The 16,179-nt window shown below is 38.5% G+C and carries 11 protein-coding genes; 6 read left to right on the top strand and 5 right to left on the bottom strand.

Going from position 1 to position 16,179, the window contains the following annotated elements:
• Window positions 1–174: 174 nt before the first annotated feature.
• From Q4575_RS00055 to Q4575_RS00045, 3 genes are all read right to left on the bottom strand, one after another.
• Window positions 175–513 (bottom strand): DUF3718 domain-containing protein, encoded by a 339-nt coding sequence (locus tag Q4575_RS00055; RefSeq protein ID WP_215963077.1) that lies wholly within the window; start codon window positions 511–513, stop codon window positions 175–177.
• Between the two features lie 337 nt (window positions 514–850).
• Window positions 851–2,632: a GGDEF domain-containing protein gene (locus Q4575_RS00050; RefSeq protein WP_303520898.1), complete on the bottom strand. Its 1,782-nt coding sequence runs from the start codon at window positions 2,630–2,632 to the stop codon at window positions 851–853.
• Window positions 2,633–2,879: 247 nt separating this feature from the next.
• On the bottom strand, window positions 2,880–3,275 hold the full coding sequence (locus tag Q4575_RS00045; RefSeq protein WP_215963075.1) for a hypothetical protein: 396 nt from the start codon (window positions 3,273–3,275) through the stop codon (window positions 2,880–2,882).
• 572 nt (window positions 3,276–3,847) lie between these two features.
• Here Q4575_RS00045 and Q4575_RS00040 point away from each other — a divergent pair.
• The 5 genes from Q4575_RS00040 to Q4575_RS00020 are packed head-to-tail and all read left to right on the top strand — an operon-like array spanning window position 3,848 to window position 12,667.
• Complete coding sequence (locus Q4575_RS00040; RefSeq protein WP_303520894.1) at window positions 3,848–7,621, top strand: DUF1592 domain-containing protein; 3,774 nt, start codon at window positions 3,848–3,850, stop codon at window positions 7,619–7,621.
• Window positions 7,618–8,973: a DUF1552 domain-containing protein gene (locus tag Q4575_RS00035; protein WP_215963073.1), complete on the top strand. Its 1,356-nt coding sequence runs from the start codon at window positions 7,618–7,620 to the stop codon at window positions 8,971–8,973. Before Q4575_RS00040 ends, Q4575_RS00035 begins: the two co-directional genes overlap by 4 nt.
• A 46-nt stretch (window positions 8,974–9,019) precedes the next feature.
• Complete coding sequence (fucP, locus tag Q4575_RS00030) at window positions 9,020–10,369, top strand: L-fucose:H+ symporter permease (RefSeq protein WP_303520892.1); 1,350 nt, start codon at window positions 9,020–9,022, stop codon at window positions 10,367–10,369.
• A gap of 38 nt (window positions 10,370–10,407) precedes the next feature.
• Window positions 10,408–10,932, top strand: coding sequence for a sigma-70 family RNA polymerase sigma factor (locus Q4575_RS00025; protein WP_303520891.1), 525 nt, complete (start codon window positions 10,408–10,410; stop codon window positions 10,930–10,932).
• Entirely contained in the window at window positions 10,922–12,667 is a 1,746-nt protein-coding gene (locus Q4575_RS00020) for a LamG-like jellyroll fold domain-containing protein (protein WP_215963070.1), read from the top strand. The genes Q4575_RS00025 and Q4575_RS00020 overlap by 11 nt, the downstream gene beginning before the upstream one ends.
• A gap of 189 nt (window positions 12,668–12,856) precedes the next feature.
• Here the strand turns inward: Q4575_RS00020 and Q4575_RS00015 are convergent, their stop codons facing one another.
• On the bottom strand, window positions 12,857–13,291 hold the full coding sequence (locus Q4575_RS00015; protein ID WP_303520887.1) for a hypothetical protein: 435 nt from the start codon (window positions 13,289–13,291) through the stop codon (window positions 12,857–12,859).
• A 366-nt stretch (window positions 13,292–13,657) separates the two neighbouring features.
• Window positions 13,658–15,367: a sulfatase-like hydrolase/transferase gene (locus tag Q4575_RS00010; protein WP_303520884.1), complete on the bottom strand. Its 1,710-nt coding sequence runs from the start codon at window positions 15,365–15,367 to the stop codon at window positions 13,658–13,660.
• Window positions 15,368–15,792: 425 nt separating this feature from the next.
• On the opposite strand from Q4575_RS00010, the gene Q4575_RS00005 reads away from it, so the two are divergent.
• Window positions 15,793–16,032, top strand: coding sequence for a type II toxin-antitoxin system ParD family antitoxin (locus tag Q4575_RS00005; protein ID WP_272179485.1), 240 nt, complete (start codon window positions 15,793–15,795; stop codon window positions 16,030–16,032).
• Window positions 16,033–16,179 lie beyond the last annotated feature (147 nt).

Raw genomic sequence — 16,179 nt, 5'->3', positions numbered from 1 at the left:
ATACTGAATAGTGTAGCGCCACTATATAGGAAAATTAATAGAAAAATCACAGGTTTTCACCACCCACAAAAAAGTGAGCAATAAGCTCACTTTTGAGTTAAATCATTATCGAACCCTGTATGTTTACATTCAGATTTTGAGTCTGACCGCTTACATCAGTCCAAACGACGTTGCCTAGTATTGTACAGCGGCTAAGTCAGTAATTTTAACTTGAGTATCATACTGACCATTCATCAATAGATTATTAATTTTGGCTGGATTTTCAGCGTGCGCTTCCACAAAAGCTAAGATGTTCTGGTCATTACACGTAACTTTTTCTGCAATGAAGTTTTTACTTAAACGGGAGTCTTTAATTGCTTTGTGCAGTTTAATTCGATCTCCTTGTGCTGCAACAACACATAGGTTAGTGGTGACATAATCATCAGCAGCGACAACTGAATTTGCTGCATTTGCCATACCAATTGTTGAAAGAGTTAATACGATTGTTGAAAGTGTTTTAGTTAATTTGTTCATAATTTTAATCCTCATGTTTAGTTATTTTCTATTTTGCAACGAGGGTGCCAACATTTAATTTATATAATTAACAATAGCTTAAATAAAATTCGATACAAAAAATCAAAAACAAAATAAACTCCAAAACCAATATGTGGTCATATTAGCCAAAATTTAGCATCATATAAAAATGGAAGTTAAAATTGATTTAGGACGGTGGCAATTAAGTGTTAAATGACATCCAATGTCAGAGGTTATTAAAATGAAATGTAGATATATAAGCGTCTAGTATCAACAGAAGCGGTCTAATTAAATGGGACTAAAGCGCTAAAATCCCCTAGCTTATCGCAGGTGTTTTTTATGCATTAGATAATGTTACATTAAGCACTTGATCCGTTGGGTTGACACAAACTTGGTTCTTACCGTTGTTTTTTGCAGTATATAGACGTTCATCAGCTATTTTGATCAGTTGCTCTAAGGTGTTGTGACCACCATGCAAATCCACAGCGCCCATACTAAATGTCATATGGTTTAAACCATGTTCTTGTCTGCTATTACTGAGTTTAACTGAGATCCGCTTAAACAAGGCGTTCGCTTCTGCCTCTGTGGTATTTGGCAGAATAAATAACCACTCTTCACCACCATACCGACCAAAATAATCAATACTTCTAACTGCAGACTTCGAAGCATCCGCAAACAGTTTTAACGCCTCGTCACCTATGTCATGTCCATACTGGTCATTAATCTTTTTAAAGTCATCAATATCTGCAAGCGCAACGGTCATCGGAATACCAGTACGTTTTGAAACGTCTACTTCCCTTTCACCACATTGTAAGATTGAATATCTATTTTTTTCACCAGTCAATGTGTCTGTGGTTGCTAATTTTTCATATTTTAGTTTTGATTTATGATTTTTCTGATACATAAATAATACAAACGAAAGCCCAACGATGAGTAGACCAACAAGTAAAAATAAATTAACCATATGTTGTTTGTTATTTTCAATTTTAAGCTCAGATACTTTAAGTGTTTGTTCCAGTAACATTGCCTTATTTTTTTGTTCGGCCACTTTATAATTTGCTAACAACATGTCTAAGCTTTCTTCAGGTAACGACTGTTCTAAAATTGATTCGTAATAGTATTCCTGCCACACAATTGCCTGTTCAAAGTTATTTTGATTCTTAGAGATTAAAAATAGGAATTTATATAACCTGGATTTATCCAAACCAGTAAGTATTTTTTCTGTGAGTAAGTCGTTGATAACCGCTACTGTATTGTCATACAAACCATATTCAAATAATAACTCAGCCAAACTGACCCTAGCGCTGATCGAAGAACGTCGCACACCAAACATATCGAATAATTCTATGCTGTTTTCAACAAAACGAATATTTGATTGTGCTGTATTTCCAACATTGGCTGTGCCTAACAACAATTGCACATCCGCTTTTGTAACACTACTTGGCATATTGTTAATTAACTGTAGCCATTGCCTTTTTTTTGCCAAAAATTCGCGATCAGAATCAACATTCCTTAAAGGAATGGAGTCACCAATATGATACAAAACATAAGCCAGTAACTCTTTATTTCCTTGTTGCTGAGCAAAACGCAACGCCTCTTTGTAGTAAGCTTGGTGTTCCAATTGCAGCTCGGTCTCTGCATTCCAGTATAAATTTCCGATTAATACAAACAGTCTTACTTCAATCTCAGTGTTAGCAATCGGGTTAAGGTAAACGTTCAGTTTCGAAAGGGTTTCAATGGCTACTTGATAATCGACATCCCAATAGTGACTTTGTAATACCGTAAACAGCTGCCAATGAAAGTAAGGATTATTTTTATTTAGCAAATGCTGATTAGCGATCTTATCTCTAAGTTCAACAATGCTTCGTCCGTCGTCTTCTGCATCTGCGATGGCAAGTTTAGTAAATGTGAAGTGGGATTGATCAAAACAAAGTGCTGATAGTATGCGAGTTTTATTTTTGAGATCCGTTACATTGAGTAATTCAATTGAAGAGTACACTTCCTGTAAAAAGGCATCTTTGTTATTACATTCTATAGGGGATAGCGCGTTAGCCGTGTTTGAGAATAAACATACGGCTAGGTAAAAAATGACGGCCCACCGACTTTTTACAACATCCATTTAATAACTATTCCTTTAAATTCCATTTATTTCGGGTAAATCCACTAAAGCCATTTCCGATATTAAAACAACATTAGCGCTATAATTTACCAGAGCTATAATTTACCAGAGCTAAAGACACAAAAAAAGCCCCTTTTACTTTTAGGGGCTTTGTCAGAGTTTAAACTTATTTTTCACGTCATAATAAATGGCATTCTTACAAATAACATATTGCCGAACACGAATTTATTTATACATAGCAATACAACTAATATGCCACTTTAGCTTTGTTTTTAAGTTTATCCTTGAATACAGGGTACAGATTATACGTAGGGTAAAATTCCGTAGAAAACGCCTTCCATGCACTTTTTTCAACAGCAAGATTAACCTCTCTTAGTTTATGGGCCGGCACCTCCAAAGTAACCACCTGCCCTATGCCCATCATCACGTACCAGCTAACAACCGTTACCCCTTTTGGTGGAAAGTTGTCAAAAAAACCTTGTTCTTCAAGGATTTTTTGAAACTCCTCAAAACTATGGCTTTGATCATGTTTGAGAAAAACAGTCAGTAATATCGCATCGTCAGGTTGCTTATGAGGGGTTTTAGATGCAAACGATGTAAAGCTAAGCATTAACAACACAATTAATATAAATAATTTAGACATAACATTGACCTTTTATGGGGGGAGGAACACCTCATATTCGAGGCGCGCTTTTCCGTTATTCATTTTAGTATAAAAAATTAGACCTAGCGCAAATAGTAAATGAATAAGCCAAGTCTTAACACCAAATATTAACGCTCTAGCAACTCTGCGTATTTTGCAATACCTATCATTAATTTTATTGTAGCAGGCTTCGATAAAGTGTTGTCCAGAAAGGCCTCCCCCCCTTTAGCTTTAGCCTATGTAAACATCAAATATATTAGCGGTGCAGAGCAATAAAATGGACAAAGAAAGTAACCGCAGAATAAAAGCTTAAATAGCGTAACCCTGTCATTTATCGCTCCCCACATCGCTAAAAATAAGAAGTGTCAAAAAAAGATTACGTTCTTACTCTGCTAAATCGAATCTGTTATCCAAGTTAATAAACGGTTTTTGGCTCCCAAACCTGTTATAAGTATTTTATTATAAATAATGAAACACTTTGCTTAGTCATGACAATTATATAAAACAACCAAAATAATAATAATGTTCAATGCTGTTTGTTTTCGGATTAACAGCGACAACTAGGGAAAAAGATGTATTTACGTAGATTGATTAAACCAATTCCAATTTTAATTGGTTTAGCATTAATAATAATCGCCTCCGCGCTTACAATTCCATTTAATGAAATAGATGGTCAAGGTATCGCCCGATTCTTCGGACGTTTTCATGTATTGGTATTACACTTCCCCATTACACTTATCGTGCTAATTCCAATCCTAGAGTTCTTTGTACGCAAGAAGTCACCACCTCAAATTAGCGAAATTATTCTGTTTATATGGTGGTTTGCTTCGTTCTCGGTTTTTGTCACTGTTATGTTAGGTATGACTCTAGCCTCCAATGAAGGGTTTGGTTTTGAGCAAATTCAAACCCATTTAACCGCAGGTATATGCGTTGCTCTAATAACCTTTATTTGTACAGCGTTAAAGCACACGTTGATTAGTAAAACCAGTGAAACTGGTGAAAACCCCAAAAACCAAATATTGTTAACCTCTATCTATACAACCTCATCTATCGCGTTACTCATTATTTTGTTTTTTGCTGCCCATGCTGGCGGCAATTTGGTACATGGCGAAACCTACTTAACGCGGTTTGCACCTGACGCCATTAAATCATGGTTACCTGAAGACGCTACGGCATTTGATTTATCGGAAAGTAACGACGAAGTGTTTGTGCAAACCATCCAACCCTTGTTTGATAAATATTGCTACAGCTGCCATGGTGATGAAAAACAAAAAGGCGGAGTACAAATTTCAGCGCTAAATCCAGACTTTGTTAACGGTTACGATGCCCCGCAGTGGCATGCAATATTAGATATGATTAACTCTGGAGAAATGCCACCGCCGAAGGAACACCAACTCAGTACAGAAGAAAGACGTGCCGTAGTAGATTGGCTTACAAATGGTATTGCTACCGCCAAAGAGATGAAAAAAGGCTCAAGCAAACAGGTAATGCAACGCTTAACTAAACAGCAATACTCAAATACCTTACAAGACTTATTAGGTGTATCGGTAAATTTTGAGAGTGAATTGCCTGACGACCCATTATCCGAAATTGGTTTTAGTAATAATGCCGAACTTTTGTCGACATCAAACTTGCATCTCGAAACCTTCCAAAAAATTGCCAGAAGCGCATTAGATAAAGCAATTAACTTGGGCGACAAACCAGCAGTAAGTCATTACCGAATGCATTTTGGCAAAGGTATCGGTAAGGGCGAACCTAATACTTTGACAAAAGGTTATATGGAAGTTGCCGTTGCTAAAAATGATTTTTATGTAGAAGTTTTGGATGAAAATGGACAGGCGAAAAACGGCCAACAAGTAGAACAAATAAAACCTTATTTCAGTGCGAGTTTACGAGGTTCAAATCCTAGACGATTCAAAATGATGGAAGATGGCATCACTCTTTATTCCGCGTTGCCGCACAAGGAAACAACTCAAGCTGGCAGATATGGCGCCTGGAACGGTCCTTCACCTAACTTATCGATGCAAATTAAAGATCAATACCCACGCAATGGCGATTTTGCAATACGGGTGAAGGCGAGCAAAGGATATGCTTTTGACGTACTAGCGCTAAATGCGAAGTCATTAACCAAAGCCAAACCTTTAGCTGAACTAGATAAAAACAATACCTCGCTTAAAAAGCCAGCTAAAGGTGTAAATCGATTTGTTGTTTTAGCTAAAAATGCAAAAAAGACAATTGGTTTTGAAAAACCAACTAAAGAGACACAAATATTATTACCTAGTCCAAATAGTAAAAACGTGTCTGGCGAAATTGTGGTTCAGGCACCAGCGCGTGGCGGTGACTATTTTCAAATAGATTTAGTACACCCAGCATTGCCAAAAGGCGTTAACAGTCATATTAATTTGCAATTTACTAAAGATATTGGTTTTAACACACCTCTTGTCTCCACTGATAAATCAACGGCAAACAATTTGGTTGTTTCCAGCATAGGGGTTGCTTACTTAGTTCGAGGTGACAAATTAAAAGTGGCATTTAGCAGTGACCAACACTTTCCCGGTTTCAGCCACCTTGTATTTACAAAGTTAAAGGCTAACCATAAACATGTTAAAAACCTACCTGCGAAATATCTCGACAACAGTCAGTTTGAAGACGCTGTACCAGAGATCATGCCTTATATCGGAACCCGGACCGACGATGGTATGGATTATAAAACATTTACTAAAAGTGTCCGCGTAGAAAATATTGAAGACAACCAAAAAGTCTTTAGTTTTTATGGCCGCCTAGAAAACCTGCCAATCCCTTTCCATGGTACACAGGGAGATCACATTACCAGTAGCAGCTTAAAAGTCGGACTTTGGAATAATAATTTAGTAAAAAGTTCAGATGAATTTGGCAGTCCTTTGCATATAGATTACATCGAATTTGAAGCCCCCTATTTTAAACAGTGGCCTACGCAGGCACATCAAAAGATCTTCATAGAATCGGCGAACAAAAACAATCCTGAAGTCTACGCCAATGAAGTCATCACACAGTTTGTATCAAATGCATATCGGCGACCCGCTACCGCAGAAGAAGTGATGTTTTATTTTAATTATTGGCAAAACATAAAAGATGATTACTCGTCGTTTGAAGAAAGCATAAAAGAGACCTTAGTTGCGGTTCTATGTTCAACAAACTTCTTATTTATTTATCAAGCTGATGATGAACAAATGAAGGCTGAGCTCACTGACTCTGTAACACAAGCAGCACCAGTTATAACGACGAGCAAAGTAAGTGATGAGACAACGCGACAAATGCACCAATACGCATTAGCAAGCCGTTTATCCTATTTCCTTTGGAATTCACCACCTGATAATGAATTGTTGATGCTTGCCAAAAATGGCCAGTTGGAAAGTCAACTAGAGACACAGATGAAACGAATGATAAACGACGACAAAGTTATGCGTTTTATCGATGTATTTACGAGTCAATGGCTAAGATTAGACAGACAAAAAAATCAATCTGTTGATATTGCAACCTACCCCGACTACACCCGTTTTATTAAACAAGATATGGCGCTAGAAACCCAACACTTCATACGAATTTTACTGCAGGAAAACCTACCAGCATTAAATTTGGTTAAAGCCGATTTTACGATGTTAAATCAAAATTTAGCGGAGTTTTATGGCATTGAAGAAGTCAGAGGCAGTGAGTTTGTCAAAGTACTTTTAGGTGAAGATAATGCTCGAGGCGGTTTATTATCCCAAGGGACTTTCCTAACAGGCCATGCCGACGGCGTACATAGCCACCCTGTTAAACGAGCGGTATGGTTAAAAGAAAAGATCTTAGGGGATTCTCCTCCTCCGCCACCTCCTAATGTTCCAGAGCTTGATCCCGACACCCCTGGTTTCGAAAACTTAACATTAAAACAACAATTAGAGTTGCATAGAGACAAAGACTCCTGCCGAGACTGCCACGCTAAAATCGATCCCTTTGGTGTTGTATTTGAAAAATACGATGCGGTTGGTCGCCTTCGTGCATCTTATAAAGGTGGCGAAATTGATGATTCTGTCGTTTTACCAGACGGCACAAAAATCAAAGGTACAGCAGAAATTAAGCAGTACCTTGTGACCGAGCAGAAAGACAAAGTGGTCTTATCGCTCATCAAACATCTATACGCCTATGCCCTTGCCAAAGAAGTCAGTTTTCATGATGAAGACGCGTTAAATGCCATATTAACCGAAGTTAAAAACAACCAGTACCAAATGCAAAGCATAATTACATCAATAATAAGAAGCCCGGCATTTGTTAGAGCACCTTCTGCACAAACAGATAAACCAGCGCCCAAGTTAAAGGAGAAGATATGAATTACATTAAAGGGTTTAAATTAGATCGCCGCAGTTTCATCAAAGGTATTGGCGTGGCGGCAAGCTTGCCATACTTAGAATGTATGGCGGAAACTAAACAACTTGGTAGTCGACTCACCGCCCCTAAACGCATGTGTTATCTGTATGTTCCTAATGGTGTTAGTTTGCCTGGCTTGGACTCCGAATATAAACAATGGAACTGGTTTCCTTCTGGCGAAGGCGACAATTATGAATTCACCAACGTATTGTCTTCACTCAACCCGCACAGACAAGACCTTTCAATTATAGGTGGTTTAAGCCACCCAAAATCGAGAGAATTACTTGGACATATCGCCGGTGATAGTTTCTTAACAGCTGGGGATCTCCGTGGCGATTACAAAAATAGTATTTCTGTAGACCAATACGCTGCTGCAATTAAAAAACACAATACCCGATACCCGTCATTGATCCTTTCCGCCGACGGCGGTGTTGGGTTTAAGTCACGAGCTTCAACCTTATCGTTTAATCATCAGGGAAAAGCCTTGCCATCTGAGCATAGCCATAGACAAATTTTTGAGCGTTATTTTGCCCCAGACGGCCAAAACACATCTGTCGAACGCAAGAAAAGTTTGCATCGAGACAAAAAGGTAGTCGACTTGTTACTCGAAGACGCTAAACGATTGCAAAAACGTTTGGGCGTTGCAGATAGAAATAAAATTTCTGAGCACTTAGCGTCGTTAAATGATCTAGAAGAACAGATTAAGCGCAATGAAGCATGGTTAGACATCCCGTTAGGGGCCTTTAATGCGGATCATATTGACCTTGCAGTAGATGCTAAAATAGACCCACAAGCCTATATCCGCACTATGTACGACCTTATTGTCTTGGCATTTCAACTCGACCTAACGGAAGTGGCTTCATACATGATTGCCCGGGAAGACGGCATGGGACTTGGAGATGCATACCCTAAAATTCAACTAGGCCTCAAAAAAGGCCACCATGCAATTACCCATGATAAAACAACCGGACATTGGCAAGATTGGGGTAAATATGACCAATGGCTTGCAAGCCATTTTAGTTATTTTATTGACCGAATGAAAAATACGACCGACCAATTCGGATCGCTATTAGACAACACGCAAATACTTTATGGCAGTGCATGCAGTAACACCCATAACGCTCGAAATTGCCCACTTATTTTAGCTGGCGGTAAAAACATGGGACTTAAACATGGTCGCTATCACAAGTTCTCCGAAGACATCCCAATGTCTAATTTATTTCTAAAAATGCTTCAAGCCGGTGGTGTACCTACAAGTCAATTTGGAGATAGTAATGAACATTTGGCGGGGTTTAGTCCGCTATTTACAGGGTAATTCAAACTACTCATATTAATTATAATAACGAAAAGATGAGAACATAATGGAAGTTAATCAAACAATCGAGGCGGCACCAATCAGGCCAACAGCCCATACAGACGCGTCAAAAGATGCTAATAAGATTATTTCAAAAGGCTTATTATTGCCCTTTATACTGATTACTGCCTGTTTTGCCCTATGGGGCGCGGCAAACAACATGACCGACTTGCTCGTACCAGCATTTCAGAAAGTACTTAGTATGACCTTGTTTCAATCTTCATTTATCCAATCTGCCTTTTATGGTGCTTATTTTTGTATGGCATTACCCGCGGCTTATTTGATCCAAAAGTACAGCTACAAAAATGGTGTATTAACTGGATTAACAATTTACGCCATTGGTGCTTTTTTATGTTATCCAGCGAGCCAGGCCATGAGTTTTGAATTTTTCCTATTTGCCTTTTATGTATTTGCCTCTGGTTGCGCCATCTTAGAAACAGTTGCTGCGCCATACATTATGTCTATGGGGCCAGAAAAAACCGCAACTCAACGGATTAACCTTGCGCAATCGTTCAATCCAATTGGTGTGTTAATGGGCGTATTTTTAGGTAAGGAAGTAATATTAAAAGGCTTAAATAGTGCAAATGAAACTGAACGAGCAGCCTTGTCGCCAGAGCAACTCAATACTATGCAAGCTCAAGAATTAGGTAATGTTGTCTCGGCTTACGTAATCGTCGCTCTTGTCGCATTAACATTGGCCGCATTTATCTTTTTCACTCGCTTTCCGTCTGGTAAGTCAGACGACAAATTTGGAAATTTAAAAGCTTCGTTTGGCAGATTAAAGAAAAATAGTAAGTGGAAGTTTGCGGTTATTGCGCAGTTTTTCTATGTGGGTTGCCAAGTTGGAATATGGACGTATGCCATACGGTATATCATGGACAACCTATCGGGCATCACAAACGAAGCTGAAGCAGGAGACTATGTCTTTTATGGCCTGTGTGTTTATACTTGTTTTCGTTTTATCTGTACTTTTTTAATGAGTTATATTCACCCAGCTCGTCTTCTAACAATAATGGCAAGTTTAGCGATCGTGTTAATTTCTATTGCCGTTTTTGTCGGCGGTAATATTGGTACTTATGCCTTGTTAGCTTGTTTTTCTTGTATGTCATTAATGTTCCCAACTATTTACGGTTTAGGGTTAACTGGCGTTGGCGAGGACCGAAAACTTGGTGGCTCATTTATTATTATGGCCATTTTAGGTGGCGCGATAATTGTACCTATTCAAGGTCGTATCATTGATCAAACCGCCAATGTAAATCTTAGCTATTTGCTACCGTTATTCTGTTTTGCGGTCGTTTTAGTCTTTAGTTTATTTGCCCGTAAACAAGAGCAAGCCGAAGGTTTTGTTAATGACTAATCCGACTGGCATCAACAACGTCAATAGCTGATGTGGACATGACTAAAGAACATCAATTATTTACATCGTTTATTCGGCAATATCAAGCGACTCTCAGGAGCTATATTCGTGGACTTGGAGTATTTTCACACGCTGTAGATGATATTGCCCAAGAAACCTTTATCGTTGCATACAAAGAGTTGGAAAAGTTTGATCAAAGTTTAGATTTTGGTCATTGGTTAAAAGGTATTGCTCGAAATTTGGTTAGGAATGAAACTCGTAAACATGCTCGGCATAACCGAATAATGAACGACAAACTAACCCTGTTACTAATTGACTCGTTTGAACAAAGTTATGAAGTTACTTTTGGTGAGCATCAAGAGGTTAATGCATTAAAAGAATGTATCAATGCGCTACCATTAAAAAGTAAAGAACTTATTGGTCGTAAATATCATATGGAAGACGACACTCAGGTCATTGCCGAGCAAATGGCAATGACCCCAACCGCCATTCGATTATCGCTGATGAGGATCCGAACTAAATTGAAACAATGTCTAGATTTTAGGTTGAGTTATGAACAATAACATGGAGCATAAAAAACAGTTTGAAGCATTGCTTGCACTACTTTTAGATAACAAGCTAGCTGATCACGAGTTTGACGCGCTTATCGCATTGGCCGAACATAATCCCGAATTAAAAAATCAACTCAGTGAACAACTCACTATTGATAATTTAATTCGACAACGATTTGAAGCGACCGACCAACTCGATAATTTTGTGAACCAAACGGTTACTACTGCTTTTGAAAATAAGACCAATAAACGTTTTGAGTCAGACATTATTTCAGCGATTACCAACAATCAATTTGATAAAAGGCCAGCCGATGACAATATTGTTCGAGGCTATTTTCCTTGGTTACTAACCGCCTTAAGCACAGCGGCATGTGCGTTGTTGTCATTTCATTTTTTAACGGCCGAGCCTAATCACGACAAATCCAACCACGCTGAGGCCACTCAGTTAACCACACAATTATCAGAGCCAACAGAGCATAAAGCCAAACCTCAATACGAATATCAAGATCTGGGCGTTGCGGTTATCGCCAATGCCATTGGCTTGCACGAAAACGCCATATTTAAAATTGGCGACTCTGTAAAACCCGGTCAATTACATTTATCAGAGGGCTTTCTTGAGCTCGAATTTTACCGCGGCGCACAGCTAAAAATTTCCGGCCCGGCCGCCATCAATATTATTAATGAAGAACGAGTAGAATTAATAAGTGGCAAAGTAATGACCGATGTTCCCAAAGTGGCCATCGGTTTTACTATCGATACACCTAATAGCGAAATCATAGACTTAGGGACCGAAATCGGGGTTGAAGTAACAAAGGATGGCTTATCTCAAGTCCATGTTTTTGAAGGCTTAGTTGAAGTTAGAAATGACTTAGGCTATCAACAATTAATTGAAAAAGGACAAGCAATAAATTTTTCTGGGGAGACCCGTTCTGAATGGCGCGATGATATCGCCTCAAAAGCCAAATTTGCCGAGTTTAATACTATCGACGATCTCACTGGCACAGCAATAAGCCAACAGCATCAAAAATGGCTTTCAGTTAAAGCTGAGGTTCTCGCTGACTCCAATTTGGTGACGTATTACGACTTTGAACCAAGTGCTAAAAAGCCTAGAATTCTCACTAATTTATCCAGCCATGGCGATAAACATCACGGCGCTATCGTTGGTGCTCGTTGGAGCCAAGGTCCATGGCAAGGCAAACACGCGTTAAAATTTAAACGAGCAAGTGACCGCGTTCGTGTTGATATTGAGGAGAAGTTAACCAGTTTTACCATGGCAACATGGGTTAAAATAGACAGTTTAGATAGAAGATACAATTCTCTGTTATTAACCGATGGATATAAACCCGGTGATATACATTGGCAGATTTCTAACTATCGTGCCCAAGGTATAAATGCAGGGATTGGCACTATAGTTTTAGGTTTATTTTCACGCGAACTTGGCCCCAAAAACTATACTTATGAACCATTTTTTTCTGTTTCAGATTCTGGCACTTGGTATCATCTGGCAACGCGAGTTGACAGTGAACTTAAAACCGTCTCATTATTTGTCAATGGCGAAAAAGTCAAACAAACTAAATTAATGAAACCTTCAGATTATTGGTTGATTGGCCCGGCTTCCATAGGTAACTGGGACCCAAAACGGCTTCAAAAGCCATTAAGAAACTTAAATGGCAGCATTGCGGAAATAATGATATTTAGCCAAGCTTTAGATGACAACTACATTAAGCGTTTGGCCTTAATTGACTAACATTTTTGAACTTGAGCCACACAATTGTATGTTAATTTGTGGCTCAACAATCGGCCTTGATCGATTACCTCAAAATGAATCTAACTCATCTAGGCTCTCCAATAAAGGACGAACGTTACGGCTAAATTTCGTGATATAGGAGATACTAGAACCTTTATCAGCCTAAGGTTTACTGGCTACTCGGAGATATTATTCGATACAAGGTTTGCTCACTTTATTGTTTGTGCCTTCTTCAATAATCCAGTATAAAACGCGCATGCCGTCTCGTTTTTTAGTTGCCAAGTAAACTTTGCCTTTTTCTGCTTTAAAGACAACGCAACTATCTCCCGATACTTGACCCTGAATATATTTCAACTCAATCTTATTATTACCGATAGGGATTTTTGCTGTTTCTGGATAACCGTCCATAGACATAAAGTCGTATGTACTTTCACCGTTTATTGAGGAAATGTAGAGTCTTTCATCGAATGCGACAAAAATACCATGGTCATGCTCTGAATCGGCCTTTAGCGTGACAAGATCAGTGTCGGCTGCATTTACAAGAGATTTAGGTACATATACCGATGTTGATTTACACCCAACAAACAAAAGACACATACTAGTTATTAATATATTTCTAAACATAAAAACCTTAAAGCAGCTAACTATCGTCGCGCAAAAATACGTTAGCCTCGTTGTTTATTTTCAACCAGCGTAGCGTGAAACCTTAAAACAAACAAGATACTAGAAGTGTACAAGCGTGTTGTTATTGAGCTATTTTCCAAGCCCGGTTCTTGCCCATACAAAGGCAAGATACCAATAATAAATACAACCAGAGCATAAGCCCGTACGCCCCGAACCAGTAAGCCGGCAAAGGCAACAGGTCTATTAACCCATTGCCCTTAAGTAGCTCTGCTAGGTGCACAAAGAAACCACTGCTAAAGATTTGCCCCTAAGCTCTATCCCTAAGCAGTCGCCCTGTCCGAGGCCGTCGATATAGTCGTGCAATAGTTAATAAGGGTCTTGCGGTTTTATTTTAATTATCTTTTCATAATCAACTATTTTGTTCTCTTTTTTCCATTTGTCACACATAGCTGTTAGTTTTTTTACCAGGTCTGGTTTTAATTTTGCCAAGTTATTAGTTTCACCCGGATCGTTATTTAAATCATAAAGTTCGTATGTGATCCCTGGTTTCGCAAGTGTTTGTAGATACCAACCAGCCTCAATTAAAAGCTTCCATCGACCTTGATAAATGACGCTTTGCTGGCCTTTATCGTTGAAAAAAATAGCTTCAGGCGGTAACATTTTATTGCCTTTAAGACTCGCTAAAACACTCCGCCCGTCTGGTTTTCTTGGTACTGATCCATGAAACTTTTCAGGAAATTCGGTGTTAGTGATCTCTAGTAAGGTAGGAGTTATGTCCCCAACCCACACTAAATCATCTGAAATCGTTCCCGGCTTTATTACGTCAGGCCAGCTCGCAATAGCATGCGTTCGTGCACCACCTTCCCAAAGCAAGGCTTTAACCCCTTTATAAGGTGAATTCATTAGATCACCAATATGAGATGCCGCACCATTATCTGAAAAGTACAAAATAAGCGTATTTTCATACTCGCCATTATCTTTTAGGCTTTGTATCAGCTTACCTACATTTTCATCTAACTTTTCTACCATAGCGGCGTGTACAGCAGCTTGTAGACGGAATTTGTCAATTTTTTCTTTATCTTGCTTTGTCCATAAAAAGTTATTATTAGCGATATCACCATTTTGCGGAAACAAGCCTGCAGAAACCAATCCCTTATGGCGATCATCAGCTACTTTTTGTAGATCTGTATATCGTTTTAGATATTTTTGAACGAGTTCTTCTGGAGCCTGCAGTGGTTTATGTGGCGCTCGGTAAGCAACATACATAAAAAATGGATCTGTTTGATCTGTAGCTTCTTCTATCAAATCAACGGCTCGGTCTGTAATGCCGTCGGTTGAGTAAAAGGCTTTCCCCGATTTTCCATGACAAGCACCATAATGCTTTTTGAGAAAAGGTGTGTCAGCATAGCAGTGCATATTATAATTATAATCGTATTTTAACGTTGCCCTATCATTCCCATCATAATATTGATGTTCATCTTCCGGAGTCGCAAAAAGATTTCCTTGTGCTCCAATGAAAACTAAGCTTTTCTGAAAACCTCGCTGAGGGGGCAAACTAAGGTAATCTTGGTCCATTTCATATTGGGTCAGTTCCATACCTGAATGCGACGCTATCCATTCTGGTGACATTTCTTTCGGGTTCTCTTTAATATAGCTTCCACCTAAATGCCATTTACCAACCATCATTGTTTGATAACCATTACTTCCAAGTAATTCGGAAATTAACGGTTGCTCATAAGACAATCGTCCACGGTGAGCTTCAAAAGGTAATTCACGCACCCAATCACCAACAACGCCGCCACCAAAACCAACGTGTGCAGCATCTACCCCAGTTAATAAAGTTGCACGTGTTGGACTGCATCTGGCATTACTATAAAAGTTACTAAAACGGACCCCATCATTAGCTAGTTGATCAATATTAGGGGTTTCAATTTCACCACCAAAACTTCCCAAATCGGTATAACCAGAGTCATCTGAAAGAATAACGATAATGTTAGGTCGTTTATCTTCTGAATAACTACTAAACGAAAGCAAAATGGTGAGCATAACAAACCAAAGAGTTAATAATTTTTTCATGGATTCGCATCTATTGTTTATTGTTGACAATTAACGAGTATATATTAATGAATAATAAAATACAGTAAGGCAGAGCAAGTTTATTTTATAGGCTATAACTTTCAGCTCAGATCCCTCGTCATTCGTAAAGATTCATAAAAGTGACTAAATTTGATTTAAGGCATACCTGCATGTTTTTAATTGATTAAGAAATCTTTAATGGAATCTTTATTTCTATAGTTACGGCAAACTATCCTACTCGAAGACACTACAGTTCAAGGAGGGAACACAAAATGGAGAGCTAGAACTGCCCTTCCTTATTCATTGATGATATTTAATAGACGCGTAGCGGCACGGCAAAAAGCCAACTGTTTTTGTCCGTTTGATTACCTTGATATATTTTTCAAACTATTACCCAATATATATTGGTACTTGAGGTTTACATTATGGCTAAGAATACGAGCGTAACATTAGGCGAGCATGTTGATAAATTTATACATCAGCAACTTAACTCAGATCGTTCTGGCACTGCAAGTGAAGTCATTCGTGCTGGTTTAAGAGCATTGGAAGATCAGGAAGTAAAAATACTTAATTTAGGTAATATGCTTATTGAAGGTGAAAACAGTGGTGTTTCCGATTATTCCTATGATTCTTTGATCTTAGAGTTGGACAAAGATAACCACTAATGCCTAAATTCAAATTATCAGGAAAAACTAAAAACGATTTAATAAAAATAGCAAAATACACTCTTTAACAGTAAACGTCCGGCCAACCTCACCTAGCAGAACGGTTTTTAGTCATTGAAAATATCACCTGACCTTAACTCAGGAGAT

This window comes from Psychrosphaera sp. 1_MG-2023 (genome assembly GCF_030548245.1).
Classification (GTDB): domain Bacteria; phylum Pseudomonadota; class Gammaproteobacteria; order Enterobacterales; family Alteromonadaceae; genus Psychrosphaera; species Psychrosphaera algicola.
The sequence above is the reverse complement of the archived record's forward strand: the minus strand, read 5'-3'. Positions and strand labels throughout refer to the sequence as shown.